Annotated in this window: 24 protein-coding genes and 2 pseudogenes; 11 read left to right on the forward strand and 15 right to left on the reverse strand. The window is 64.7% G+C overall.

All coding sequences use genetic code 11. The annotated features are described in order from the left end of the window. The first annotated feature begins 3 nt into the window (after positions 1 to 3). Positions 4 to 768 carry a heptaprenylglyceryl phosphate synthase gene (locus CHINAEXTREME_RS00365; protein WP_007143798.1) on the forward strand — a complete coding sequence of 255 codons (765 nt, stop codon included), beginning with the start codon at positions 4 to 6 and terminating at the stop codon, positions 766 to 768. A 222-nt stretch (positions 769 to 990) separates the two neighbouring features. On the opposite strand, the gene CHINAEXTREME_RS00370 is transcribed toward CHINAEXTREME_RS00365, so the two are convergent. The 3 genes from CHINAEXTREME_RS00370 to CHINAEXTREME_RS22590 all read right to left on the reverse strand — a co-directional run bounded on the left by CHINAEXTREME_RS00370 (position 991) and on the right by CHINAEXTREME_RS22590 (position 4,217). Continuing rightward, complete coding sequence (locus CHINAEXTREME_RS00370) at positions 991 to 1,401, reverse strand: TRAM domain-containing protein (protein WP_007143797.1); 411 nt, start codon at positions 1,399 to 1,401, stop codon at positions 991 to 993. 141 nt (positions 1,402 to 1,542) lie between these two features. After that, complete coding sequence (locus tag CHINAEXTREME_RS00375) at positions 1,543 to 3,315, reverse strand: radical SAM protein (RefSeq protein ID WP_007143796.1); 1,773 nt, start codon at positions 3,313 to 3,315, stop codon at positions 1,543 to 1,545. Positions 3,316 to 3,506: 191 nt separating this feature from the next. After that, the gene (locus tag CHINAEXTREME_RS22590) at positions 3,507 to 4,217 is read right to left on the reverse strand and encodes a HalOD1 output domain-containing protein (protein WP_044961537.1); all 711 of its coding nucleotides are present in this window, start codon (positions 4,215 to 4,217) and stop codon (positions 3,507 to 3,509) included. A 124-nt stretch (positions 4,218 to 4,341) separates the two neighbouring features. Here CHINAEXTREME_RS22590 and CHINAEXTREME_RS21710 point away from each other — a divergent pair, with 124 nt between their 5' ends. Then, on the forward strand, positions 4,342 to 4,500 hold the full coding sequence (locus CHINAEXTREME_RS21710; RefSeq protein ID WP_007143794.1) for a DUF7559 family protein: 159 nt from the start codon (positions 4,342 to 4,344) through the stop codon (positions 4,498 to 4,500). 304 nt (positions 4,501 to 4,804) lie between these two features. Then, a complete protein-coding gene (locus CHINAEXTREME_RS00390) occupies positions 4,805 to 5,302 on the forward strand; it encodes an Hsp20/alpha crystallin family protein (RefSeq protein WP_007143793.1) in 498 nt (165 codons plus the stop codon). A gap of 10 nt (positions 5,303 to 5,312) precedes the next feature. Here CHINAEXTREME_RS00390 and CHINAEXTREME_RS00395 read toward each other — a convergent pair whose 3' ends face one another. The 6 genes from CHINAEXTREME_RS00395 to CHINAEXTREME_RS00420 form a co-directional block, all read right to left on the reverse strand. Next, positions 5,313 to 6,518: an NAD(P)/FAD-dependent oxidoreductase gene (locus CHINAEXTREME_RS00395; RefSeq protein ID WP_007143792.1), complete on the reverse strand. Its 1,206-nt coding sequence runs from the start codon at positions 6,516 to 6,518 to the stop codon at positions 5,313 to 5,315. Further along, on the reverse strand, positions 6,515 to 7,300 hold the full coding sequence (locus CHINAEXTREME_RS00400) for a creatininase family protein (RefSeq protein WP_007143791.1): 786 nt from the start codon (positions 7,298 to 7,300) through the stop codon (positions 6,515 to 6,517). The genes CHINAEXTREME_RS00395 and CHINAEXTREME_RS00400 overlap by 4 nt, the downstream gene beginning before the upstream one ends. A 79-nt stretch (positions 7,301 to 7,379) precedes the next feature. Further along, positions 7,380 to 8,162: a DUF7388 family protein gene (locus CHINAEXTREME_RS00405; protein WP_007143790.1), complete on the reverse strand. Its 783-nt coding sequence runs from the start codon at positions 8,160 to 8,162 to the stop codon at positions 7,380 to 7,382. Between the two features lie 144 nt (positions 8,163 to 8,306). After that, positions 8,307 to 8,927 (reverse strand): NUDIX hydrolase, encoded by a 621-nt coding sequence (locus CHINAEXTREME_RS00410; RefSeq protein ID WP_007143789.1) that lies wholly within the window; start codon positions 8,925 to 8,927, stop codon positions 8,307 to 8,309. 3 nt (positions 8,928 to 8,930) lie between these two features. Further along, complete coding sequence (locus CHINAEXTREME_RS00415) at positions 8,931 to 9,404, reverse strand: DUF7109 family protein (RefSeq protein ID WP_007143788.1); 474 nt, start codon at positions 9,402 to 9,404, stop codon at positions 8,931 to 8,933. 30 nt (positions 9,405 to 9,434) lie between these two features. Then, a complete protein-coding gene (locus CHINAEXTREME_RS00420) occupies positions 9,435 to 10,994 on the reverse strand; it encodes an alpha,alpha-trehalose-phosphate synthase (UDP-forming) (RefSeq protein WP_007143787.1) in 1,560 nt (519 codons plus the stop codon). Positions 10,995 to 11,103: 109 nt separating this feature from the next. Here CHINAEXTREME_RS00420 and folP point away from each other — a divergent pair, with 109 nt between their 5' ends. Both folP and CHINAEXTREME_RS21715 read left to right on the forward strand, forming a co-directional pair. Then, the gene (folP, locus tag CHINAEXTREME_RS00425; RefSeq protein ID WP_007143786.1) at positions 11,104 to 12,285 is read left to right on the forward strand and encodes a dihydropteroate synthase; all 1,182 of its coding nucleotides are present in this window, start codon (positions 11,104 to 11,106) and stop codon (positions 12,283 to 12,285) included. 205 nt (positions 12,286 to 12,490) lie between these two features. Next, on the forward strand, positions 12,491 to 12,661 hold the full coding sequence (locus CHINAEXTREME_RS21715; RefSeq protein ID WP_007143785.1) for an HVO_0758 family zinc finger protein: 171 nt from the start codon (positions 12,491 to 12,493) through the stop codon (positions 12,659 to 12,661). Positions 12,662 to 12,797: 136 nt separating this feature from the next. On the opposite strand, the gene CHINAEXTREME_RS00430 is transcribed toward CHINAEXTREME_RS21715, so the two are convergent. Both CHINAEXTREME_RS00430 and CHINAEXTREME_RS00435 read right to left on the reverse strand, forming a co-directional pair. Continuing rightward, complete coding sequence (locus CHINAEXTREME_RS00430) at positions 12,798 to 14,021, reverse strand: DHH family phosphoesterase (RefSeq protein WP_007143784.1); 1,224 nt, start codon at positions 14,019 to 14,021, stop codon at positions 12,798 to 12,800. A 79-nt stretch (positions 14,022 to 14,100) separates the two neighbouring features. Beyond that, positions 14,101 to 14,991, reverse strand: coding sequence for an SDR family oxidoreductase (locus tag CHINAEXTREME_RS00435; protein ID WP_007143783.1), 891 nt, complete (start codon positions 14,989 to 14,991; stop codon positions 14,101 to 14,103). Between the two features lie 153 nt (positions 14,992 to 15,144). Between CHINAEXTREME_RS00435 and CHINAEXTREME_RS21720 the strand changes: the two genes are divergently transcribed. Then, positions 15,145 to 15,294, forward strand: coding sequence for a hypothetical protein (locus tag CHINAEXTREME_RS21720; protein WP_007143782.1), 150 nt, complete (start codon positions 15,145 to 15,147; stop codon positions 15,292 to 15,294). 202 nt (positions 15,295 to 15,496) lie between these two features. Here the strand turns inward: CHINAEXTREME_RS21720 and CHINAEXTREME_RS21330 are convergent. Continuing rightward, positions 15,497 to 15,645, reverse strand: a pseudogene (locus tag CHINAEXTREME_RS21330) (IS701 family transposase); the annotation flags it as partial. Between the two features lie 4 nt (positions 15,646 to 15,649). Here CHINAEXTREME_RS21330 and CHINAEXTREME_RS00440 point away from each other — a divergent pair. Further along, entirely contained in the window at positions 15,650 to 15,937 is a 288-nt protein-coding gene (locus CHINAEXTREME_RS00440) for a hypothetical protein (RefSeq protein ID WP_162276101.1), read from the forward strand. Positions 15,938 to 16,501: 564 nt separating this feature from the next. Here CHINAEXTREME_RS00440 and CHINAEXTREME_RS21985 read toward each other — a convergent pair. The 3 genes and pseudogenes from CHINAEXTREME_RS21985 to CHINAEXTREME_RS00455 all read right to left on the reverse strand — a co-directional run bounded on the left by CHINAEXTREME_RS21985 (position 16,502) and on the right by CHINAEXTREME_RS00455 (position 19,671). Beyond that, positions 16,502 to 17,929 (reverse strand): hypothetical protein, encoded by a 1,428-nt coding sequence (locus tag CHINAEXTREME_RS21985; protein ID WP_193790393.1) that lies wholly within the window; start codon positions 17,927 to 17,929, stop codon positions 16,502 to 16,504. A 257-nt stretch (positions 17,930 to 18,186) separates the two neighbouring features. Then, positions 18,187 to 19,166, reverse strand: a pseudogene (locus CHINAEXTREME_RS21235) (IS701 family transposase). A 67-nt stretch (positions 19,167 to 19,233) separates the two neighbouring features. Beyond that, positions 19,234 to 19,671 (reverse strand): DUF5791 family protein, encoded by a 438-nt coding sequence (locus CHINAEXTREME_RS00455; protein WP_007143778.1) that lies wholly within the window; start codon positions 19,669 to 19,671, stop codon positions 19,234 to 19,236. 140 nt (positions 19,672 to 19,811) lie between these two features. Here CHINAEXTREME_RS00455 and CHINAEXTREME_RS00460 point away from each other — a divergent pair, with 140 nt between their 5' ends. The 4 genes from CHINAEXTREME_RS00460 to sppA all read left to right on the forward strand — a co-directional run bounded on the left by CHINAEXTREME_RS00460 (position 19,812) and on the right by sppA (position 25,537). Next, entirely contained in the window at positions 19,812 to 20,894 is a 1,083-nt protein-coding gene (locus CHINAEXTREME_RS00460) for a tubulin/FtsZ family protein (protein ID WP_007143777.1), read from the forward strand. Positions 20,895 to 20,980: 86 nt separating this feature from the next. Then, positions 20,981 to 22,942 (forward strand): glycoside hydrolase family 2 protein, encoded by a 1,962-nt coding sequence (locus tag CHINAEXTREME_RS00465; protein ID WP_007143776.1) that lies wholly within the window; start codon positions 20,981 to 20,983, stop codon positions 22,940 to 22,942. Between the two features lie 345 nt (positions 22,943 to 23,287). After that, complete coding sequence (locus tag CHINAEXTREME_RS00470; RefSeq protein WP_007143775.1) at positions 23,288 to 24,169, forward strand: coiled-coil protein; 882 nt, start codon at positions 23,288 to 23,290, stop codon at positions 24,167 to 24,169. 372 nt (positions 24,170 to 24,541) lie between these two features. Continuing rightward, positions 24,542 to 25,537: a signal peptide peptidase SppA gene (gene sppA / locus CHINAEXTREME_RS00475; protein ID WP_029601483.1), complete on the forward strand. Its 996-nt coding sequence runs from the start codon at positions 24,542 to 24,544 to the stop codon at positions 25,535 to 25,537. Positions 25,538 to 25,568 lie beyond the last annotated feature (31 nt).

Below are 25,568 nucleotides of genomic sequence, written 5' to 3' on the forward strand. Positions count from 1 at the left end.
CGCATGATACCCGACTGGGACGGCGTCACGCACGTCACGAAGGTCGATCCGGCCGAACCGTTACCGGACGACCTCGACGTCCTCGAGGGGACCGACCTGGTGATCGTCGGTGGGTCCGACGGCGTCACTGCCGGGAACACTCTGGAGACGATCCGGACGGTCGCGGACGCCTTCCCCGATCTCCCGGTCTGGCAGGAGCCCTACAACGCCGAGCACGTCTCGAGCGAGACCCTCGAGGCGGCGGATCACCTGTCGGTGCCGGCCGTCTACAACGGCGACCGCGAGCACTTCGTCGGCAAGCACGTCGACCTGTTCACCGAGGTCGGACGCAAGCCCGAGGAGGTGCTCGGCACGAACGTCCCGCTGGTCGGCGACCTCATCGCGTCGAAGGGCCGCGAAGCAGTCGCCGAACTCGCCGCGGACCTGATCGGCGAGGGGTACGTCGTTCAGCACCTCGAGTCGGCCGCGGCCGAACGCGCCCGCGTCGAGACGACCTACACCCCGGACCAGGTCGCGGGCGCGGCGCTCGCGACCGAGTCGTTCTACGGGTTCCCGGTCTTCTACGTCGAGTACTCGGGAACCTACGGCGGGCCGGCGGACGTCGCGGCCGCAGCACCGTACCTCGAGGAGACGACCCTGCTGTACGGCGGCGGGATCGACAGCCGGGAGAAGGCGACCGAGATACTCGAGGCCGGCGCGGACGCGATCGTCGTCGGCGACTGTTTCCACGACGATCCGGAGACGTTCCGGGAGACGATCCCGGAGTAGGGCAGTGTCGTCAGGCGGTGTGGCCGCCGCGGCCGGCCCGATAGTCGGTAGCCCGCGATCGACGGTCGTCGACGAAAACGGTCGGGAGTCGGATACGACGCGCTTCCCGTTTCGCTCTCCGAGCGCAACATGGCGCGCTCGGCGGTTCGTTCGACGCTCGAGTGTACCCGGCCTCGAACGCGGCCCGCTGCCGCGCGAGATGCCGGGTGCGGGCGATCGGTTTCAGAACGTGTCTTCGATGATCTCGCCGACCGCGAAGTTCGATTTCACTTCGGTGACTTCGATCTTGACGCGTTCGCCGACGTCGGCACCGGGAACGATGATGACGTATCCCCGTTCCACGCGGGCGATCCCGTCGCCCTGCTTGCCGATGTCCTCGATTTCGACGTAGCGCGTTTCGCCGACGTCGACTGGCGGCTGGGGTTCCGAGGGCGCAGTCTCCGGCTGCGTCGAAGACGACCCTTCCCCGTCGGTATCCGCCTCGTCTCGAGAAATGAGCGCGACGCGGTACACTTCGTCCGGATCGATGTCGCCGGTCTCCACCTCTTGCCGTGGCACTTCGATGACGTATCGGTCCTCCTCTGCCGAAACCTCCGTACTGAACAGACACAGGAGTTTTTCAGATATTTCCACAGGTAGACCCTCATCACTTTCTCTACTCCCCCTGCATAATAGAACTACCGACCGAACGGCTTCGCCGACCACCGCGGACGCCCCGTGTCGCGTCTCTCGCTCCCCGTATCGAGCTCGCTCGAGAGACAGTGTCACGGCGGGCTAGTCGGCCCACTCGCCCGCTCGAGCCGTCACGAACCGCGAGAGATCGACGCCCGCCTCCGTCTCGGTTTCGATCCCGAGCGCGGACGCCGCGTCCGCGTCCGTGTCCGTGTCCCCGTCCTCGAGGTCGTACGGCCGATTGACGACGATGTCGCCCGCCGTCCGGTCGCCGACCCCCGGAATCGCCGTGAGTTCGTCCATCGAGGCGGCGTTGATGTCGAGCGGGTACGGGACACCGGTTACCGAGCGATACCCGTGATCGACGACCGCGACGTCGATCGTTCGCCCGAGTTCGCGTTCGCCCGGAACCCCGACGAGCAGCGGATAGGTTCCGAGCTGGCGGCCGAACGTCTTCCCGTCCTGGTGGTACTCGAGGTGAACGTCCGGCAGGACAGTCCCGGGCGGGGCGACCCGCTCGAGCATCGGGTTGTCGATCTCCTCGCGGACCCGTTGTTTGTAGCTTTTGAACAGCTTCTTGTGCTCCTTCGCGATCTCGGCACCCGTATCGGACATGTCGGTGCCGTCGAAGGACATCACCTGCCGGATGTTGACCCGCCGCAGCATGTACCCCTCGTCGTAGACTCGCTGCAGAAAGTCCATGTTGCGCTCGTAGGTCTCCTCGCGCTCGCCTTTGAGTCCGTGCAGGAGGTTGATGCCGGGCAGCAGTTTCGGAAGCCGGCGAGGGGCGTCGTCGCCGAAGGTGGGGCCGTCCCCGGGATCCTCGCCGGGTCTCCACCCAGCCTCCTCGTTGACGATCTTGACCGCCTCGAAACACTCCTCGGCGGTGACGTTCAGGTTGTTCTCCTCCTGGACGACGGGATCGGCGGACTCGAGTCCGAACGCGGCCGTGTCGCCGGGCGTGTTGTGCTTGGCGATGATCCGGATCCCCTCGCGGCTCTTCTCGGGCCACTCGACGATCGTGATGGGGTTCATGTTGTCCAGGTGGAGCGTCTCGAGGTCGGGCGCGACCTCGCGGATGCCGCTGTACAGTTGCCGCAGCGCGTCGGGGTTGGGCGCTTCGCCGTCGCCGCCATAGGCGAGGATGTCGGCCTGTCGACCCAGCCGGAAGTGACGAACGCCGTGGTCAGAGAGCGCGTCGACCTCGCCGACGACGGTCGGTGCCGGTCGAAACTCGGGATTGCCGTAGAGGGGTTCGGTACAGAACGAACACCGGTACGCACAGCCCCGGGAGGTCTCGAGTTCGGCGATGAGGTACTCGGGGTGGTTGGGGTGTTGCTCGACGATGAACGCGCCCTCGCGTGCCCACCGCGAGACCTCGTCGACGTCGCGCATCCGGTTGTTGAACCCCTCGAGGCCGCTCTCGACGAGGTCGTGGACGGCTGCTTCGACGTCGCCTTTCGCGACGAAATCAAAGTCCAGGTCCTGGCGCTCCGTTTCCGTGGCGCCGGCGTTCTCGTCGCCGACGCCGAACTTGACGGGGCCGCCCATCAGGCTCGTCCCGTTGGCGGTCCAGGCGAGTTTGCGGACCTCGTCGGGTTCGGCGGGCGTGCCGCCGACGTACTTCCCGGGGACCGTCATTCCGCCCAGATAGATCATGAGATCGGCCTCGTCGACGTCGCGCCAGCGGTCGGGTTCGTCCCGGAGGCCGTCGATCGTGTGGTACGTAATTCGGTCTCGCGGGACGCCCGCGTCGACGAGCGCGCCCGCGGTGTAGCGCGGATACGTCGAAACGTACGGCGGCACCCCGAAGTGTGCGGGCTCGTCGACGTAGCCGTCGACGATGGTCACGGAGAGCCGTTCGGGGTCGGTCATAGGGGCCGATAGCGCCTCGAGTGATAAAACGGTGACTACACGGGCCGTCTCGAACGACTGAGAACAACCCGAAAAACTCGGCTACGCTCGAGTAGATTTAAGGATCCGATAGTTCAACGTAAACGGGCGTACCGATCGCGCGGACGCCGCCGATGGTGTCCCGTTTGGGCCGCGATCGATCCCACTCGAGATCATGAGCGGACGTACCGGTCGACGACGGCTCGTCTGTGCGGTTGCCCTCCTCGTGCTTTCGAGCACGCCCGTTGCGGGGACAGCAGCGGCGAGTGCCGACTCCGGGCTGGTCCACGGGCGAGCTGGACCCGAGCACGGTCTCGCACCACCTCTCGTCGCTGGAGGAGGACGGGCTCGTCGTCCGGGAGCGCGACGGGCCGGCGATCGTTAACCGGGTCGCGCCCGAGGTCGAACCCGCACTCGAGCGGGCAGAGCCGGCCGACTGACCGGCAGCAGGCTCGCCGGGTTGGCCAGTGCCAGTACGTGGCTCGATTCACAGTCGGATTACGGTCGTTCCCCTCCCCGCTGCTCCCGTTTTCGTCGCTTGAGCCGAACCGGAACGGCTCCGCCGATCCGTTCGCTGCCTGCGGATCGAAGACGAGTTCGCCGTCACCGTAGACGGTCAGCGAGAACCGGCGGAATCCGATCCGGACGCCGCCGGATCGCCGGCAGTCGCCGGACGTCGGTTCGAACGGGGCGTCGAGTGCCTCCGAATCGACGGCGTCGAACAGGCGCTGGTCGTCGGCGAACTCGAGTTCGGGGACCGTTCGAACGACGGCGACGATACAGGTCGATATCGGCCGTGGATCCGACCAGTCACACTGAACGTGGATGGTCCCGGTCTCGGCGTTCCGGCGGATGGTCGGCTCGAACACGCTATCGTCGGTCATGTATCTGCTCGTCGACGATCGGGTTGAAAGCGGTATGGACAAACGCGTCCAAACGGGACCGGTTCCTCGACGATGGTCCGGGAGCCGAATGTTGATTAGTTCGGCACCCGGAGTACCGACCGAAATGCCACCGACGGAAGAAATCGTCTGTACCGCGGAGGACTGTTTTCTCGACCTGTTCGAGAACCACTACACGTACGACGTCCCCGAGGAGTTCGACGTCTCAGAGCTCTCGTGTCCGGTCTGTGGCGGCACGGACTGTCTCGAGCCGGTCGAGCTTTGAGCGACCGAGCGCTCCGAGGTGACCGTTACCGAGGAGGGGACGGCCGCCGGCCGACGCGCCGGGCGACCTCGTGTATCAAAATCAATAATAGCGTGGTCGTCATAGGTTCCGGTCCGGCCATGTCTTACCCGTACTGCCAGACCCAGGCGTCCGCTTCCGGCCGTCGAGTCGGGCCGGTCGCAGGTTCGGACGGGCGTCCCGTCCCGACCGCGTCCGTATCCGCGGCTTCGTCCCCGTTCTCACCCTCCCTCGGATCGTCCCGAACCCCGGCGAGCGCGCCCTGCGCCGCCGGAGGTGACCGGGAGTGAGCCCCCGCGACCTCGTCGAATCCGTCGGCCGCTTCCTCTACCGACAGGTCGGGCGCGCGAACGGGCGCGCTCAGAGTTATCGATCGCTCCCCGTCGACGTGCTCGAGGACGATACGTCCTATCTCGTGGTCTTCGACGCGCCCGGGGCCGAACCGGACGACGTTCAGGTGCGATACCTCGGCGGCAACGTCAGGATCAGGATCGAACGGTTCCGCCGGTATCGCGAGCGCTTCGAGATGCGGTTCCCCGGCCGAGGGATGGAACTGGGCGGTGAAGCCGAGTTGCCGCCCGACGCGATCGTCGACCCCGACGCGGGCACCGCGACGCTTACGGAGACGGGCACACTGAGCGTCGAAATTCCGAAGGATACGTCGGGTTCGCCCTCGGCTACCGACGACGAGACGATCGAGGAAACGGACGACTCGAGTGCCGAGACGAAAGCGAACGCAAATCCGAATCCGAACCCGAATCCCAACCCCGACGCCGACGACTGACCCGTCTCCGTCACTCCCCGTCGATACGCATCCCTTCTTCCACTGCGAACTCCTCGTCCCCGTCGAACCGCGTCGGATCGAAGGCGTCGATTCCCTCGCCGCCGACGATCTCGGTCGCGATCCGCTCGCCGATCGCCGGCGCGCGCATGAAGCCGTGGCCCTGGAACCCTGTCGCGACGTAGATCCCGTCCCGGAGTTCGCCGATCAGCGGATCGCGGTCAGGCGTCGCCGTACAGAGCCCGGCCCAGGCTCGCTCGAGGTCGTCCGGTCCGAGTTCGACGTCCAGCCGGCCGGAAACGCGCTCGAGGAGGTCCGCGGCGAACCCGTCGTTTGCGTCCCGGTCGTAGTCGTCCGGGTCGGCCTCGCGCTCCTCGGTGCCGTCGCCGGCAAGGAGCCCGTCGGGGTGCGGACGGACGTAGAATCCCTCGCTTGCGTCGTACCAGGTCGGCTCCTCGAGGTCGCAGTCGGCGACCAGCGCCTGGACGCGATAGGGTTTCATCGCGATCGGCACGCCGGCGTCGGCGAGCACTGTCTTCGTTCGCGCGCCCGCCGCAACGAGGACGGCGTCGACCTCGCGTTCCGTGCCATCGGGTTCGACGACCCGTGCGGGGTCGGTTCGGACCTCGACCGCCGTCTCCGGCGCGAGCGTCGCGCCCGCGCCGTCCGCCGCGGCTGCGAGACAGGCCGTGTAGCGGGCGGGATCGGTGTAGCCGGCCGCGCCCGCGATTCCGGCGACCGCGACGTCGTCCGTCCACAGTGCCGGGAACCGGTCGGCCAGCGCGTCGCCGTCCATCTCGAGGGCGACGACTCCGTGGTCCTGCATCAGGCTCACCTGTCGGCGGATCGCCTCGGCCCGTTGCTCGTCGCCCTCGCGGGCGAGCCAGACGTAGGGACACTCGACGAACTGGAAGGTGTCGTCGCCGGAGAGCCGCCGGAAGCGTTCGATGGCGTCGCCCGCGATTTCGGCGTCCAGCGGGTCCGCGTAGGCGTCGTAGCAGATCCCCGCGGCGCGGCCGCTCGCGCCGCTTGCGATCCCCTCGCGGTCGTAGAGGGTGACGTCCGCGCCGGCCCGAGCCATGTCGTAGGCCGCGGTCGCGCCGACGGCTCCCGCACCGACGACGGCGACCTCCATGCCAGCGCCCTCGTCGACGAAGGCGTCCGCGCCGACGGCGAGTTCGAGGTCCGAGTCGCCGTCGGGGTCGATCCCCTCGCTCATTTGTGGGCTCGCGGCCAGCAGTCCTCGAGCGGTCGCTCGGCGAGCCAGTCAAACAGCGTCACCAGCCGATCGCAGCCGGTCTCGAACAGTTCGCGGCCTTTCTCGGGGTCGGCCTGGGTCGGCCGTCCGACCGCGCCGCTCTCGGAGAAGTCGATCGTGTCGAACCCGGTGGGCGCGCCCTGGACCGTCTCGCCCCAGCCCTCGCTGGCCCCCTCCTCGGCGGCCTCGAGTTCGTCGGGGACGACGAGGTCCTCGCGGAGGTGCCACAGCAGGCTCGACTCCATCGCGTCGGCGTGGCCGCCCTCCTCGTCGAACAGGTCGTCGGCGAGGTCGTCGACGGCGTCCCACCAGTTCCACGGCGGGGCGAACGCGGTGCGGTCGTCCCGGAGTCGGCGGGCCGCCCGCCGCAGGGCAGCGCCGTTGCCCCCGTGGCCGTTGACGACGACGGCCTTCCCGAGGCCGTGTTCGGCGAGACTCGAGAGCGTCTCCGCGACGTACCGCTCGAACGTCTCCTCGGAGACGTACAGCGTGCCGTCGAACTGGCGGTGGTGGACGCTGACCCCGACCGGCACGGTCGGGAGGACGACGGCGGTCGCGCCGTCGTGGGACTCGTTCGTTCGCTCGACGGCCCTCCGGGCGAACGCCCGGGCGGCCATGTGGTCCATCCCGAGCGGGAGCGCCGGCCCGTGCTGTTCGGTGCTTCCCGTCGGGAGTACAGCGACGTCGGCCGCCTCGAGGGCGTCGGCGGCCGCGGTCGTCGTTCGTTCGGCGAGCAGCGTCATACCTATACCTGCCCGTGGTTCCCGGAGTGGCTTATAATCCCGGGAAGGGACGGTTGAAGAAACCGGGGGTGACGACGCGTTACTCCCGGAAGCGCTCGAGTCCCCGCGCGGGGTAGCCGACGACGGTCGTCGCGCCAGCCTCGCGGAGCGCCTCCGTCTGTGCGCGAACGTCGTCTTCGGTGCCGACGAGCGCGTAGTCCTCGGCCGCTGCAAGCAGGACCTCGCGGGTGCGGCCGGTCGCGCTGGCGTCCGCGTCGGGGTCGTCGTCGGGCAGGGCCGAGGCGACGGGCCGTCGGCGCGCGACGTAGTCGCCGACCCCCTCGAGGACCGCGTCCTCGTCGTCGGAGAGGACCGTCGGCGCGTAGACGGCGATCTCACCCTCGAACCCCGCGGCTCGCAGCGCCCGGAGTTCGCGCTCCGTCGAGCGCGAGAGCAGGTCGTACTGGGTCGCGCCCGTCGCCATCGCGATCCGTTCGACGCTCTCGGTGCCCACCCAGGCCTCGGGTGCAGTCTCGAGCGCCGCGCCGAGACGGGGCGCGACGGCCCGCCCTCGTTCCTCGTCGGAGAGGTAGGCGGGGTGACCCGCGACGACGACGCGGCCGACCGATTCGGGCAGGTCCGCAAGCAGCGAGTCGTCGCCGAGGGGGTCGTAGCCGTCGGCGCGGACGGGGGTCGTGACACGGACCTCGGCGTCGTCGGCCAGCGCCTCGAGCGTTCCCGGGTCGGGAACGTGCTCGCGGCCCTCGTAGTCGATGGCGAAGGCGTCGGCCGGGATCGACGTCGCGGCAGTGACGTCACACTCGGTCGGTTTCAGCGCGATCGCGTCGAGGCCAGTACGGGCTACGGTACTCGTCGTTAGCATCTACGATCACCTCGCAGGACAAAGGAGAGACGGTTACAGTCGGTGCGGAACTCGATCCATCGTCTGTGCGACCATAGGCGTGCTGGGCGGCGCGAGTCCAAAAGCCTGACGCTCCATCGAGTTTTTGCACCCGCCCAATTCGCGCTACTCGAGGGCGTCGGCGTCCCCCTCGGTGCCGCCCGGCCGGTCGATCCGCTCGGGCGCTTCGAACTCCGTCGCCAGTTCGAGCAACTGGACCAGAATGCGGCCGGTCGCGCCCCAGACGGTGTAGCCGTCGACGTGGAAGTAGTGGATGACGATGTCGCCGTAGTAGGGGTGGTCCCTGCGCTCGTACTCGTAGTTCTCGGGATCGAGCAGCCCCGATAGCGGGAGGGGGACGATCTCGGCGACCTCGTCGTCGTCGCGCTCGTACTCCCGGTCGGGCACACGGGCGACGAACGGCGTGACGGCGTACTCGGTCACGGTCCGGATGTCGTCCAGGCGGCCGACGACCTCGGCCTCGTCGGGTTCCAGGCCGATCTCCTCGTTTGCCTCCCGCAGCGCCGTCTCGAGGATCGAATCGTCCTCGGGTTCGGCGCCGCCGCCGGGGAAGCTCATCTGGCCCGGGTGTTCCCCGAGGTGGTCCGCGCGGCGGGTAAACAGCAGGTAGTCCTCGCCGTCGCGTTCGACGATCGGTGCGAGGACCGCGGCGTCGTACTTCTGGTCGTCGATCGCTTCGGGTTCGTGTGCCGCGACCGGCTCGAGGGTGAGCGTCCGCCGAGCCATGCGTTACTCGAGCGCCTCCTCGAGTCGTCGCCGTTCGTCGGCCAACTCGACCGGAGCCCAGGATTCGACGTCGTAGCTCACGTCGAGCAGTTCGTGGAGCCGATCCTCGTCCCCGTCGTCGATCGCCGCCTCGAGCTCCGACCGGAACCGTTCGCGAACCGCCTCGCCGAGCGCCTCGCGGTCCGGACGGCGACGCTCGATATCGAGGATGTGAGGGACGTCCTCCGCGTACGTCGGTACCGACGGGAACGCGGTTGGGCCGGCGACCAGCAGGGGGCCGTCGGCGCCGTCATCCCGGTACCGGACGAGCGCGAACCCCTCGATTGCCTCCTCGATCGCCGTCTCGACCGCCGCCTCCTCGATCGACTGTCCGTCGGCGCGGAAGGCCGCCTCCGAGAGCGCCCGCTCGAGTTCGGCGCGGGTCAATCCGCCGAACAGGTCGACGATACCGGCCAGTTCGTCGGCGGTCGCGTCCATAGCGCCGTCAACGCTCGCCTGAAAGATTAATCAACCGGAATCGCACCCGGCGCCGGCGTCCCCGCGGGCCGCAGCGTCGGTCGCGAGGGCCCTGACCTCCCGGTCGAAGCTTCGAACCCACTCGCCGACGTCGTGTCGGCGGACGGACTCCGACAGGGACTCGAGGCGTTCTTGGGCCTCGTCGGCCTCGTCGATCTCGAGCGAGAGCGCGCGGTCGATCGCCGCCGCCGTCCCGGCCACGTCGTAGGGGTTGATCTCGATCGCCCCCTCGAGGATCTCGCTCGCGCCGGCGAGTTCGCTCAGGACCAGCGTCCCGGTCCCGCCCGCGTTCGCGGCGACGTACTCCATCGCGACCAGGTTCAGGCCGTCCCGCCGCGAGGAGACGACGAGCGCGTCGGCCGCCCGGTAGAGCGCCAGCAGGCGCTCCCAGTCGACGGCAGCCTCGACGTGGCGGACCGGCGTCCAGTCGTCGGTCCCGAACCGGGCGTTGATCGCCGCGACCTGCTCGCGGACGCGCCGTTGATACCGCCGGTACTCGGGAACCTGCTCCCGCGTCGGGCCCGCTACCATCAGGTGCGTGACCGACTCCCGCCACCGGGGTTCGGTCTCGAGGAGGTGTTCGAACGCCCGCAACCGCTCGCGGATCCCCTTCGCGTAGTCCAGTCGCTCGACGCCCAGCAGGAGCGAACGGCCGGGATCGAGCTCGTAGTCCTCGAAGACGGACGACGGCTCCTCGGTCGACTCCGCTCGCCGCGCGCTCGAGACGTCGATCCCGATCGGCCGGGCGTAGACGCGGGTTCGCTCCGGTTCGGACGAACCGGTACCCTCGGAACGGACGATCCCCGCCTCCCGGTCGACCGACGCACCCGGCAGCAACCGATCGACCGTCTCGAGGAAGTTCCGTCGGTACGCCGGGAGGTGAAAGCCCAGCAGGTCGTTCCCGAGCAGGCCCTCGAGTAGCTCGCGGGCGTGGGGCGAGACGCGGACGGCGTCGGGCGAGGGCCAGGGGACGTGCCAGAACTGAGCGATCGTCGCCGCGTCGGGCAGCCCCGAGCGGGATCGAAGCCGGTCGGAAAGCAGGGCGAAGTGGTAGTCCTGGATCCAGACGATCGGGTCGGGGTCGCCCCCCTCGACACCCTCGACGACCGCGTCCGCGAACCGCTCGTTCGCCCGTTCGTAGGCCGGCCAGTGGGACGGTTCCGAGCGGATCCGTCCCAGGTCGCCGTGACAGAGCGGCCAGAGCGTCGAGTTGCTGTAGCCGTAGTAGTAGTCCTCGACCGTCGACTCCGCGAGGAAGACGCGCTCGAGGTCGTAGGCTGGTTCCTCCGGCGGCACCCGCACGGTCCCGTCGTCGGCGACGGCCGCGTCGGCGTCGCCGCTCCCCCACGCGACCCAGGTGCCGCCGAGCCGTCGCAGGACGGGATCGAGAGCCGTCGTGAGCCCGCCCGCCGAGCGTTCGACCGCGATCCCGTCGTCGGTTCTCGAGTGGACGTACGGCTCGCGGTTCGAGACGACGACGAGATCGCGCTTCCGCAGCGGCGACGACGCCGACAGCGTCCAGGCCGGGCGGGACGATGGAGACTCGGGCACTGGCTACGGCTGAGGAGTCGCGAGTAATCATCCTTTCGTCCCCGACGGGAAGCCGGCAGCGTCGTACTGAACCGGCAACGTTTTTCGAGCTACTTCCTAACCCCGCGGTATGCGTACCGTCGAGATCGGCGATATGCCAGTCGGAGACGGCCATCCGCCGCGAGTGATGGGTGTGTTGAACATGAGCGTCGAGTCGAACTACGACCCCAGCGTCCACGGCGGCGTCTCCGAGGCCGTCCGCCACGTCGAGGAGGAGATGGTCCCCGAGGGAGCCGACATCATCGACATCGGGTTGCAGTCGGCGAACCCGAAAAACGACTGGCTCCCCGAGGAGGTCGAACGCGACCGCCTCGCGAAGGCGCTTGCCGTCGTCGACGAGGTCGACGCCGACGTCGCCTTCTCGATCGAGACGCGGTACGCGGGGGTCGCCGAGGAGGCGATCCAGGGCGGCTTCGATCTCGTCAACGACGTCTGTGGCTTCGCCGACCCCGAGATGCCCAAGGTCTGCGAGGAGTACGACGTCCCCGTCGTCAAGATGGCCAGCCCCCCGGACATCAAAAAGCCGGGTCACCTGAAGAGCATCGACGATATCTTCGAGGCCCTGGAGCGGGGCGGGTTCACCGACAAGACGATCATCGACCCCGCGTTCGGCGGCTGGTACGACGAGCGCACCTACGAGGACAACTGGGAGATGTTCCGCCGCCTGCGGGAGTTCCGCGCATTCGGCCGCCCGATCCTCACCGCGACCAACCGCGAGGACTTCCTCGGCGACCTGGCCGGCCGCCCCGAGACCGAAGACCAGTTACCCGTCAGCCTGGCCGCTGCCACGATGGAGGTCGAGCGCGGCGCTCACATCATCCGCACCCACGACGTCGCCGCGACCAAAGACGTGGTCCAGGTGGCCCACGCGCTGGGCGACGAGCGCTCGATCCGCGACGACGAACCGCGGGTCGTCGAACTCCGCAACGTCTCGGAGCGCGAACTCGGGCGGACCCTCTCCCTGCGCGAAAACGCGACCGGGCGGGAGCCGTCCTCGACGCTGTGCTTCCAGGTCGACGGCCTCGACGAGGCGACCGAAGCCGCCCTCCGAACGTGGGCTGACCGCCACAGCCTCGCCCTGGCGATCGATCCGGGCGCTGACGCTCTTCTCGTCGGCACCACGGGCGAACTACGCGACGCCGTCGCCGACGCGGACGCCGACGGCGGTGTCGACGACCGCGACCGCGAGCCGCTCGCACCGATCCTCGAGACCGTCCGTTCGGCGCTGGATCGACGCGGTTCGGCCGACTAACGCGACGGAGGCCATAGTTCGGAAGCGCGCCCGGCCCCGTTCGGAGCGTCGCGAGCACAAGTTGGTATCCGGGACTGTCTCGATCTGCGAGGGAAATCCGGATCGAGACGGCGACTACCGATCTACTCCGGCGGTATCGGGCGAACGTCGACGGCGGCCGCCGAAGCCCCGGTCTTTTTCTTCCCTACCTTCGTAACGAATGCACATGAAATCAGTCCGGAAGGCACTCCGTGACGGGGAACTCGACAAGGACACCTACGATCGACTCGTCTGTGGCGAGTGCGAAAAGCCGCTGAAGACCGAGAACGACCCGGACCAGATCAAGACGGTGCGGATCTGTCCGGACTGCGACCAGGAGTGGAAGGAGATCAGATAGTCGAAGACGGAGTCGACGGGCGGGCGGGGGCCCAGCGGGGCATCGGCCCACCGGACACCGCAGGACACGGACGTTTTTCGGGTGCGTATCCGCCTCGAGAATGGCGTCTCGGGTCCGTCGGGCCATCGCGACGGGCTTACGACCGCTCGCCCGCCATCGCCGAAAAGAGCCGTTCCTCGAACTCCTCCCGGCCGATCCCGTCCGAGGGACCGAGTCCCTGCATGTGATCGACCGACACCTGTCCGCCACCCATCCGGGCGTGGCCGCCCGCATTTGCCATCGGAATGTCGCTGACGGCGTGGCGGAGCGTCTCCCCCATGTGCACGCGGTCGTCCCGGGACCGGCCCGACAGGTGGATCGTCCCGTCGTTCTCGCCGTAGACCACGACCGCGGTCACTCCCTCGAGGTGCATGAGTTCGTCCGCCGCCTGCGGGATCGCGTCGACGTTCGAGATGGTCCCCACGTCACAGACCGCGAAGGGGCCCTCGACCCGCTTCTCGGTGATCGCGGTCGCCTTGACCTGTAACACGTCGTCGCTGACCTGCGGATTGGCGATACGCTCGAGCAGGTCCTCGTCGATCTCGTCGAAGAGGTACGCGGCGGCGTCGAACTCGGCCTTCGAACAGCCGTTCGTCAGGTGATTGGTGTCGGACTGGATCCCGTAGAGCAGGCCCGTCGCGAGTTCGGGCGTGAGTTCGAGGGCCGTTCCATCGTCCTCGCCCGTCGCCGCGCCGAGTTCCTCGAGGTATTCGACGAAGATCGTCGACGCCGCCCCGTACTCCGTGCGGACGTCGGTGAACCGCGTTCCGGTACCGTTGCCGGGATGGTGGTCGATCACCGCGACGGGTTCGACGTTCTGTGCGCCGGTGAACCCGCGAGGCGTGTTGTGATCGACCAGGACGACCGTGTCGGCGGCCAGCTCCGAACTGGATTCGATACTCTCGAGGTCGAGGCCGAGCACGGTGCGGAACGCACGGTTTTCCTGATGGCGGATCTCGCCGGAGAACTGCAGCGTCGTCTCCGTGTCGACGGAGTCGGCGATGGCCTCGACGCCCATCGCACACGCCATCGCATCGGGATCCGGGTTCGGATGCATTAGTACGGCCACGTCGTCGTACTCCTCGAGTACACGCTGGAGGTGGGAGCCGGGTGGGCGACGGAACCAGCGGACGGCCCACCACCCACCGAGGACGACCCCCGCGACGAGCAACACCAGCAGCGAGAGGACGAGCGGATCGAGCGCTCGCAGCGAGTCGACGACTGCGTCGACGACCAGCACGTCCGCCTCGAGCCCGCCGTCCACGCTCAAGTCGGCATCGACGCCGACGAACGAGGGCCTCGAGGCGTCGCGGTAGCTCATACCGGACACTCAAATCGAACCACAAAGAATTTTCCGCCGATTTACCGGTTCGACTGGGGGGCTCGAGGTCCCTCGGGACTCACTCGCTCCGATAGTCCTCGATCGCCGCCCGATATCCCTCCCTGAAGGTCGGGTACGCGAACTCGTAACCCAGCGCGCGCAGTTTCGCGTTGTCACAGCGCTTGCTCGTCAGGATGCGCCGTCGCGCGGCCGCCGAGAGGTCGTTCTCCGCCAGCCGCTCGTCTTTCGTCCGTTTGGGCGGCTCCGACCGACCGCACTGCTCGGCCAGCCAGTCCGCGAACGTCCACTTCTCGACGGGTTCGTCGTCGACGACCTGGACGACCTCGCCGCGGGCCCGATCCTCCTCGAGCAGGTAGCGGACCGCGCCCGCGGCGTCGTCGCGGTGGACCATGTTCAGGTATCCCTCCGTGACGGGGCCCTCGAGGTAGCGCTCGAGGCGGTACCGGTCGGGACCGTAGAGGCCGGCGTAGCGGGCGACGGTCCCCTCGAAGCCGTGTTCGGGCGGCAGTTCGCGGGCGATCCGCTCGGCCTCGGCGAGCACCTCGGTCTTCTCGGTGGTCGGCTCGATCGCCGTCCCCTCGTCGACCCAGTCGCCCTCGTGATCCCCGAGGACGCCCGTCGAGGAGGTGTAGACGAGCCGCTCTGGCGCGTTCTCGCGCTCCCCGAATACCTCGATCGCGGTCCGCAACCCCTCGACGTAGATCTCGCGGGCGGCGTCGGGGCCGCGGCCGCCGCTGCTCGCGGCGAAGACGACGGCGTCGACGTCCGGAACCGACTCGAGCCCCTCGGGATCGGTGATGTCCGCCCGAACGGCCTCGAAGCCGGCCGATTCGATCGCGTCGATCCCCGCGTCGGAGCGGCGGACGCCGACCGCGTCGTGGCCCCGCTCGACGAGCTGGTTCCCGAGCTCGAGGCCGACGTACCCACAGCCCAGAATAGCGACGTGCATACCCGAATTCGCGGCGGACGTCACATAGGTGCACCGCTCGCCGCCGCCGTATCGGCCCTCCCGGTCGCGAGGGGATCGCCCGATGCCGTCCCGTCACATCGCGAACCGGGGCAAAGCGATATGGTTCGTGTTAACGTACTATTACGAACGAGCATGTCCGAAACGTGTGCCAACTGCGGGAGCAGGGTGCCGGCCCGGCGGTACCACGTCCACCTCTCGTCGGCGGAGGTACTCGAGTTGCCGCTCTGTGAGGGGTGTCGGTACAAGTTCGTCACCGCGGACTGGGTCGACGCGGTGGTGTGACGGGCGCGACTCCGTCGACCGCGGCGCGACCGACGGAGCCGAGCGTCGGATAGGAAGAGCGATATCTGCGACCTCCGATCCCCGAGGGCGTCCGGAAACCGACTCTGAGAGTCAGAGTCCCGGAGACATATCCGGAATGCTGTACCGATGTCCCAGCGCAACCGCTGCCCGGGACGCGGTTGCGCCAGAACTGACTTACAGCTCAGCTTTGCACGTTAGCGTCAGCGGCTGAGTGAACCAAAAGGTAGTCGATCACGGTCATCAAGTCATCGACACCGCGATCATCGTTGTCTACGAGAGAAGGTTGTAAACGGCTTCGTTCAGAGAAGGTTCCAAGTTCACTCGAAGCGATGGCGTGTATTTCGAAGATACGCTCATGCGGTCGTTGACCGACTGTCAGTTCTCAGTTGGCTTCGATAACGATCCTGGCGAGCCGGTAACCCTTGTCTTCCAAGCCCCGACAGCGATGTTTCCCGATAACGCGACGCCGACGGCCGCGCTCGGGATGCTGCTGACCGACCACGGAGTCCCGGTCGCCAAACGCGAAACCGACGATTCGTACGAACACTTATTCGAATCGACCGAGGCAGTGTCGTGGGACTTTACGATTCGCCACGAAATGACGTCGTACTTCTCGAATTAGACGTAGTTTGTTGTAGTTAGAGAGTGACTTTTATATTCATCTCTTAATATTAGAAATAGATTATTTATATGGATTCAGTTAGACACGAGGTGCCTTCTTCGACATAATCTTCACGAACTCTAAAAGTTAGTATATCACCAATGACTGGCTCATCAATACTACAGTCAAGTGAGAAGCTAGTTCTTATGGTTGGTCTGTCATTGATCGTGATTTCAACTTCAATTTCATCCCCTTTATTCAAATCAGTCGAATGCAATTGTGCAAGAGACGATGTATTAATACGATCTGGATCTGGGTGTTCACTGGGTACGTCTAAGCTCTGTTCTAGAATCTTATTATTAGATTTGTAGGCTATTAGTTCCACTTCGAGATACCTGTCTGTGTGATTTATAACACCGAACGCAACAGACCGGTCACTTCCGAATACACCTCCACATCCGGACAATACTCCGATTAATATAGGAAAAAAGTAAATAACTCTTCTTCGATGGTGATCTCCGTCCATATTCGGATATATTATATTCTTATTTTGTAATTTATTATTAATTGAATTACAAAACTTTATTAGGATTTAACTTCGTATTCTACTTCAAGTGGCTCCTTCGGTGCTGTATTAAATCCAATTGGAGAATTATACTCACAGTAGCAAAGTCCACCCCCGTTGGGCGTTCCCGGAAGGGTGAACCCAAAACTCGGATGCACTACCACAGAGTGTGTACCCGAGTCGTACTCATTGTTGACTCTCAGTTGAACGCTAGCAACCTCTTCATCAGTGTCTCCAGTAGGTAGGTTATCGGGATCCTGATCTAACGGTATATCGAAGTACATTTCTTCTCCCTGATTCCTCTTATCGACATCTGCTCCGCCACTCTGGTTTAAATCATATAGGGCTGATCCAAGACTTGTGTAGATGTTACCGTATACAGCATCTGTGAATTCAAACCCAAGACCCAACAGATCATTGCCGCTTTCACCATCGTTATCGTTTGGTACAGGATCTTCGAAGTACAGGTTATCTCTAACCTCATTGTCTCCAATTTCAATATGGAATTGATATGTTTTAGGCTTTCCATATGGGGGCTCTGGATCAGCGCTACAATTGTCTGCAATAAGATGTCCATCTGGACGTTGAGTGAAATGCATGTGGAACTCCCAGATTGCTGAATTACCGTCCTCAATTTGATAGTAGTCTTCTTCTTCAGTCCCTCTACCCGTTACTCCAGCAGCCAATTTCCAAGATGGTTCTTGATAACTGCACTCTCTGTTATCTACTTCACCGTCCCATGGCTTTTCATCTAAAATCCCAGTATCAACATATTCAGCCTGAGAGGTTATCTTTTCGCTCTTTGATTCTTCTAATTCAACTTTTTGGCTATTGGGATATTTATTGACGCCAGGCCGGACGGGCTCGAGGTCATCTACGAACCGTTTTGATCCAGTATCTGTTGGGAGGCCTTCATCTGGAATTGTGAAATTCAATTCACTTTCTTCCCAATCTTGTCGACGGCTATGCATTCTAACTGTCTTGTCATATTTGAAATCTTCTTGTGGTATCAAGTAGAATCCAATCTCGCCCCATTTTGAAGATGGCCGACTTAGAGTTCCGGCAAACCGTTCGGGTTCAGTTAGTCTAATCAGGTTCAATTTAAGAGGATACTCTCTATCCGCATATTCTCGCAAGTATTCTTCATCATCAAATATTCCAATATATTCATCTCTAATTGAGTTAACATTTTTGTCAACTTCACTAAGTGGTAGCGTGTAACCTGCAATTCTAATTGATCCACTGAGTTCGTTATTACTAGAATTCACATTCCCCGAGACTGCGCCTGCGGTCTGATGAGTTAGAGTGTCATATGCCAACCCAGCGAATCTAAAACCGGCAGCAGTAGCATTACCAGTGACGCTAACCAAAGCAACCGAACCGCTGGTAATCGCTTTCAAAACTGTTCGCCTTGAGTCGTCACCATCAGCAATTTCTTTCATCTGCATCTAACAGTAATTGCAGAGTAGGTGTATTAGTTGACTCTAAATTCTAACTGAGAATATAAAAGAAAGATATATGTACACAATGACCATTCATTTATGTATTAAATAATTATAGATAAGAATGTGTGAAAACAGGAAATTATATTCAGAAAAAGTAAGTGTTATAGAATGATTTCCGTACTGTAGTTACGGCTCTTCTCGGTTACTTCTTCGTCGTATAATGACGACGAGATCGTAGCAACACCTATCTGAGTAACCACTCAGCTTTGTACGTTAGCGTCAGCGGCTGAGTGATGAGGAGGTAATCGATCTCGGCCATCAAGTCATTAACGCCGCGATCTTCGTTGTCCCGGACCTAAGAGAGAATGTTGTAGTCGGCTTCTTTCAGAGAATGTTCAAGATTCACTCGAAGTGATGATACCTTCAATCAGACTGTGCCCAAAGCGGTCGAATCAGGGTTAAGACGAACGAGGCTGTAGGCAGCTATCAGAAGGTGCCAGTACCGACTGGCACCTTCATCGGCCTGTATCTCGTAGTCTCCTACGCAGAGATCCTGCTTCGAGTCCTCGAAGAACGTTTCGATGCGCCAGCGCATTCCGTAGGAACAAATAATGTGCTCGGTCGGTGCGTCGATCTTGTTTGTGGCAAGACACTTGAACGGATTCTCTTCGTCTTCGTCGGTTCCTTTCTCGGCGATAACCAGCTTTACGTGCCCCAGTTGGGAGACAGGAAGCCTCTCCTCTAGGTATGGTAGATCTCGTCTTCGATATTACGCTCAGCTGTTTCGATTCGCTTTCGAGCGCATCGATGGGGATATTTTCTCCATCGTAAGTTACCTGCCGATTGTTCCAGAGCGGACCGCTCAAGTCCTTGCCGTAGGGTTCGATGAGTTCGGGAAGGTCAGAACCGTGGGAAAACCCCGAGTCGAAAAGGTAGATCTCCGCAGGTACACCTTCCTCTTCTACGAGTTCGGTGCCGATCTCGCGGGCGAGATCGTACTTCTAAAGTCCTTCAAGACGTTCGTGATTGAATTGCTGCTTAGCCCAATTGTATTAGGTGAAGGACTTGTTGAGAGCGCGTTTGCTATTGGCTGGAAGGACTTCGCGTACGATTCCCGCCACAGTCTTGTTGCTGGCCGTAACAAGACTGTAGCGTAGGTTTTAGCGTGATACCATTGATCTGGAGACAGCGACTCGAACTCGTCGAACACACGCGTACACGACATTGTAGTCGACATCATTCGTCCTTGCCACCTCCTATGTCATGTACCTATTTCAACGTGCAAAGCTGGCTTCCAGTAAACCGTATCAGGGAATGTTGTCCACGATAACGTGCTGGAGGTGGACGTACTCCTCGAACGACATCGGCGCACGCCGTTCGATCTTCTGTTGCACCTCCTTGGCGTCCATCTCGATCTCGAGTTCGCTCTCGACGGCTTCGACGTCCATGACGGCCGTGGACATGCCCATCAGCAGGTGCTCAGTGGCCATCGTCACGACGGTCTCGGGGTCCCGGACGCCGTCCTCGAGCGCGAGGACCTCGGCCGCCTCCTCGAGTGAAATGTCGGGCAGGTCGCCGTCGCCGTCGCGGTCGGCGAGCGCCTCGAGCGCTTCGCGTGGGAGGGTCGTCTCCTCGGCGGCGGTCTCGAGGCCGCGGTCGTCGACGACGGCGGCGAGTTCGTCGCGGTACTCGGCGCGGAGTTCGGCGGGGGTCTCGGGAACGGTCGTCCGCTGTTCGTGGAACATACGGGAATCCACAGCGGACTGCCTCAAGTGCGTTGCTATCGCCGGAGTCGTCCCGTCGACGCCGGACGGTCGAAAATACGCGTACTCCGACCGGGAAATTCATCGGAACGTTAAACAAGTTACCCTCATATGATAGCCGCATGAAAGTTGCCCTGATCGGAGTCGGTCAGGCCGGTGGGAAGGTAACCGAACGGCTCGCCCGGTTCGACGCGGACATGGGCTTCGACGCCGTTCAAGGTGCCCTGGCCGTCAACTCCGCAGAACCCGACCTCCAGTCCCTCGAGTTCGTCGACACCCAGTTGATCGGTGCCGACCGCGTCAACGGCCACGGCGTCGGCGGCGACAACGAACTCGGTGCCGAGATCATGCAGTCCGACGCCCAGCAGGTCCTGAGCGGCCTCGACGGGCGAATCACCTCGAAGTCCGAGGCGATCTTCGTCGTCGCCGGCCTCGGCGGCGGGACCGGCAGCGGCGGCGCGCCGGTGCTCGTCCACGAACTCCAGCGAGTCTACGACGTCCCCGTCTACGCGCTCGGCGTCCTCCCCGGGCGCAACGAGGGCGCGCTCTACCAGGCCAACGCCGGCCGCTCGCTGAAGACGCTCGCCCGCGAGGCCGACGCGACCCTGCTGATCGACAACGACGCCTGGCACGAACAGGGCGAGAGCGTCGAGGGTGCCTTCGAGACGATCAACGGCAAGATCGCCCAGCGGGTCGGCCTGCTGTTCGCGTCCGGCGAGGCCGTCGAGGGCGTCGGCGAGAGCGTCGTCGACTCGAGCGAGGTCATCAACACGCTCCGGTCGGGCGGCATCGCTACGCTGGGGTACGCAAGCGAGGTGGCAAGCGACGACAGCGCCCAGAACGTCCGCACCGTGATGACCGTCGCCAGGCAGGCCCTGCTGACCGGGACGAGCCTCCCGGACGCGACGACGGCCGACTCCGCCTTGCTCGTGATCGCCGGGGAACCCGACACCATCCCGCGAAAGGGCGTCGAGAAGGCCCGTCGCTGGCTCGAGGACGAGACCGAGAGCATGCAGGTCCGGGGCGGCGACTTCCCGCTGGACAGCGACCGCCTCGGTGCGCTGGTCCTGCTGGGCGGCGCGGAGCGATCCAGCCGCATCGAGGAGTTCATGGAACGCGCCCGGGAGGCCAAACGGGCCGCGGAGGGCGAGCGAACCGATCCCGCCGAAGAACTCACCGACGACCGGCTCGAGAACCTCTTTTGAGTCGTTGACTCAACCGTTTCTCCGATCGGGCCAACGGTCGTGAACCGTCGGAACTACTTTTAATTTCTGGCCACGTGGCCAGGGTAATGACCGACGAGTGGACCGGCGGGCGCATCGTCGACTGGGGGGAGGCAGACACCGAGGGGCCGCCGACCGTCGCGGAGTGGCGGCCGGTCGCGGTCCCGGCTCAGCGACCGGAGTTCGGCCGCGATGGGGACGAGGAGCCGGGACCCGACCTCGAGGCCGTCGCGTACCGGACCACCCTGGCGGACCCGCGCTCGAGCGACCGCGCCGACGAACGGGCGCTGCTCGAGATCCGTGGCGGCTACGGCCGGATGGCGGTCTGGTTCAACGGGACGAAACTCGGCGAGTCGGACCCACACTTCGTTCCCGCACGATACACCGTCGACCCGGAGCCGACGAACGAACTGGTCGTCGCCTGCGAGCGGCCGGACGCGTTCGCCGGTATCCGCGCGACGGACGAGATGCCGGCCTCGTTCGCGACGCCCGGCGTCCGGTGGGACGTCGACCTCGAGCCCCGTCCCGCGACGTTCCTGCGGCGAGTGAAAGCCCACCCGCGCCTCGAGCGCGGCGAGCGCGGCGAGGGAACCGACGACCCGCGGGGGGAGATCGATGTCGAGATCGAAATCGACGCGGGAACCGCGGTGGACGACGCGATTACCCTCTCCGTGCGGCCCGAGGAACGCGGCGGCGGGGCGACCATGGAACGGATTCCGGTGACCGCCGAGGCGGGCGAGCGGACGACCGTCTCGCGGACGGTCGAGGTTCGAGACCCCTCGCTGTGGTGGCCCCGTGGGTACGGCCCGCAACACCGGTACGCCGTCCGGGCAAAACTCGGGGCCGACGCCGCCGAGCGGACCATCGGCTTCCGGCGAGTCGAACGCGACGCCGACGGCTTTCTCGTCAACGGAACGCGGGTCCGGGCGCGGGGGTTCACCAGGCTGCCGGGCGGCGACCCCGAGGCCGACGTTCGGCGGGCGCTCGAGGCGAACGCGACGCTCGTACGCGCGCGTGGACACGTTCCCTCCCAGGCACTGCACGAGGCGTGTGACGAGGCCGGATTGCTGGTCTGGCAGGATCTCCCGGCCAGCGGTCCAGAGTTCGCCGCGCGGCTTTCGGACGGCGACAGTAGCGACCGGATGGTCGAACGCGGCCGTCGCCTGGCGACCGCCCTCGCCGACGAGTACGGCCACCACCCCTCCATCGCCTGCTACGGAGTCCAGGACGAGCCGGCGACCCCCTTCGACGACCCCGTGGGGAGCGGGTTCACCGGGAAACTCGCGGTCCGATACCGCGCGTGGCGGACCGCGATCGACCGTGCTCCCGCCGAGGCGATCGCCGAGGCCTTCCCCGACGAGGTCCCCGTCCTGCCGGTCGCCGGCCAGCCCGGTACCGATCCCGACGCGGCCCACCTCTTTCCGGGCTGGCAGTACCTCGAGGCGACGGACCTGTCGTGGCTGCTCGAGACCTATCCCTCGCTCGGCGAGGTCGTCGGCGGGTTCGGTGCGGGCACGCTCGCGGACGGGGTCGATCCGGCGTCGGTGCCCGGGCTCGACGCGGACGCCTACGCCCGCCGGGCCGGGGAGCCGGCGGCTTCCCGGGAGTATCAGGCCCGAACGCTGAAGACGCTCGTCGAGACGCTTCGCCGCCGGGAGTGTGGAATCTTCGCCGGGCCGCCGATCTGCGACGCCGCGGCGGGCGGCGGCATGGGTGTGACGACTGCCGAGGGCGAGCCGAAGCCCGCCTACGAGGCCGTCTCGGACTCGCTCGAGCCCGTTCAGGCGGTACTGGACGACCCGCCGACGCCCGGCGACTCGGTCGGCATCACCCTCTGTAACGACACCGACCGATCGCTCGAGGCGGCGGTCGGCTGGCGGGCCGGCGACGAAACGGGCGAGACGACGGTACCGGTCGGTGCGCTCGAGACGACCCCCGTGGGATCGCTGACCGTTCCGACCGACGCCAGCGCAGTCGAACTTGCCGTCGAGGCCGGCAGTCGATCGGCGACGAACCGCTACAGTTTATAGGGTCATGGGATTCTGTGACAGGGTGTGACCCGGCGTTATGCGGCCCCTGCTAACGGTTTTCGCACCTTTCGTGACCGGTACTTTTAAATTGGAGGCGACAGTAGCTATCGGTACCAGAACGCCGCCGGGGCGCGTATAGCTCGACGATCGATGACAGGGAATCTTATTCACCGAGGTTTCGCAGATCGTCAGCGTACGCTCCGTGCGGCCGAACGGGACGAGAAACGCGACCGCGGCACCGCCGAATCGCCGGTTTCCGGCGAACGACGGTCGCCGGGGTTGCCGACCTCCGCTCCCGTCCGGCCGCGTTCCCGGCGCGGGTATGGCACAGAGGCTTGAATAATTATGGTAGACGGATCGAAAAACATCGAACTGACAGAGGACGACCTAGAAAACAAATCGAAAGGCGAGCTTATCAAGAAGGCCGGACAGCTCCGAGACCGGCGAAACGAGCTCAACCAGATGGCCTCCGAACGGGCCTCCAAACGCGACGACCTGAACGCGAAGACTCGGGAGAAGGTCGACGAGGCCCAGGAGCACCGCGAGAAGCGCGACGAGCTCAACGAGCAGGTCCAGGAGCACAAGGAAAAGCGCAACGAGCTCAACGCGGAGGCTAACGAACTCTTCGACAAAGTCGAGGAGCTCAAGTCGGACATGGAGCTCGACGAGGGGAAGGACCTCGAGGAACTCGAGGAAGAGATCGAAGAACTCGAGTTCAAACAGCAGACCGAGGTCCTCTCGAGCGAGGAAGAGCAGGAGCTCATCGAGAAGATCGAGTCCAAGCGCGAGGAGTACGAGGAGCGCAAGCAGAAACTCGATCAGAACGAGGACTTAGAGGAACTCGTCGAGGAGGCAGAGGAAGTACGATCGGAAGCCTCCCAGCACCACCAGAAGGTCACGGAACTCGCGGACAAGGCCCAGGAACATCACAACCAGATGATCGAGGCCTACCGCGAGGCCGACGACATCCGTGACGAGGCCGACGAGATGCACGAGAAGTTCGTCGAGGCCCAGGAGGCGGCCGACCGTCACCACGAGGACTTCGTCCGCGTTCAGAAGCGTCTGCGCGAACTCGACAAGCAGGAAGAAGAGGAGCGCAAGTCCGAGCGCGACAAGAAGAAAGAGGAGGCCAAGGAAGAGGCCGAAGAAATCTATCAGAAGTTCAAAGAAGGCGAAACCCTCGACACCGAGGACCTGATGAAGCTCCAGAAGACGGGGCTGCTCTAAGGTCGTCCCCAGGTTCGATTCGTCCCCGCGTTCGGGTCGCGGGTCCGGCGTTCGCATCTGATTTGGGTTCGTGTTCGCGGTCACGGTCGTAGTGATAGTGGTAGTGGTAGTGATAGGGGTCGTCGCGATTTTCGGCCGACCGAGGACGACCAGCAGCGTACGCTGGCACCTGCGTCCCGTCTCGAGTGCGGGAGGTCGTGGTCCGGGTCCGTTCGTGGCCGTGATTTCCGGTCGTTCCGGGGACGGAGAACGTGAGATCGAGAGTCGAGAGTCCAGTAGCGACGCGGCCGACGCTCGTGAGCGGACGAGCCGCGACGACAACGGTTAACAGGTCAGCACACGGACCTGACGCTATGAACAGAGGTGACTACCGTGGTTAGTACGGCAGACGTCGGACGGCTTGCCGTCGTCACGCTGGGGGCAGTGCTGTTCGCCGCCGCCGGCGTCGGCCTGTTCGTCGTCTACCCCGAGACGCTCACGGACCTGTTCGGGATCGCGTTCGCGATCGTCGTCGTCCTCGCCGGGCTCCGGATCGCGGGCAACGTCGCCGCGTCGCTGTTTCCCGACTACGACGTGGCCGAGGTCGCCGTCGAGGGACCGATCACCCGCGACGGGGGTAGCGGCCCGCTCCCGCAGAGTCCGCGGGGGACACCGGCCGACGACATCGTCGAACAGATCGACCGGGCTGACGAGGACGAGAACGTGGACGCGCTCTTGTTGAAACTGAACACGCCGGGCGGCGAGGTCGTCCCCAGCGACGACATCCGGCTCGCGGCCGAGCGGTTCGACGGGCCAACGATCGCCTACGCGACCGACGTCTGTGCGAGCGGCGGCTACTGGATCGCCAGCGGCTGTGACGAACTGTGGGCCCGCGACGGGTCGATCGTCGGCTCGATCGGCGTCATCGGCTCGAGAGTGAACGCGAGCGAACTCGCCGACAAGGTCGGCCTCTCCTACGAACGGTTCGCCGCCGGCGAGTACAAAGACGCCGGCACTCCGCTGAAGGACCTCGAGGAGGACGAACGCGAGTACCTCCAGGGGCTTATCGACGACTACTACGACACGTTCGTCGAGCGGGTCAGCGAGGGGCGTGACCTCGAACCGGAGTTCGTCCGGGACACGGAAGCGCGGATCTACCTCGGCGAATCCGCCCACGAACTGGGTCTGGTCGACGAACTGGGAACGCGCCGCGAGATCGAGGAGGAACTGGCGGACCGCCTCGAGACCGACGAGGTGGCGATCGAGGAGTTCGAACCCGAGCGGCCGCTGATGGCACGCGTCGGTGCGGGTGCCCGGACGGTCGCTTACGCGTTCGGTGCCGGTCTCGCGGGAATCGCGGCGGAGCGGGAGTTCAGACTGCGAACGTGACCGGGTCGTCATCGAACCCACGGTGACGCGG

Source organism: Halobiforma lacisalsi AJ5 (assembly GCF_000226975.2).
Classification (GTDB): domain Archaea; phylum Halobacteriota; class Halobacteria; order Halobacteriales; family Natrialbaceae; genus Natronobacterium; species Natronobacterium lacisalsi.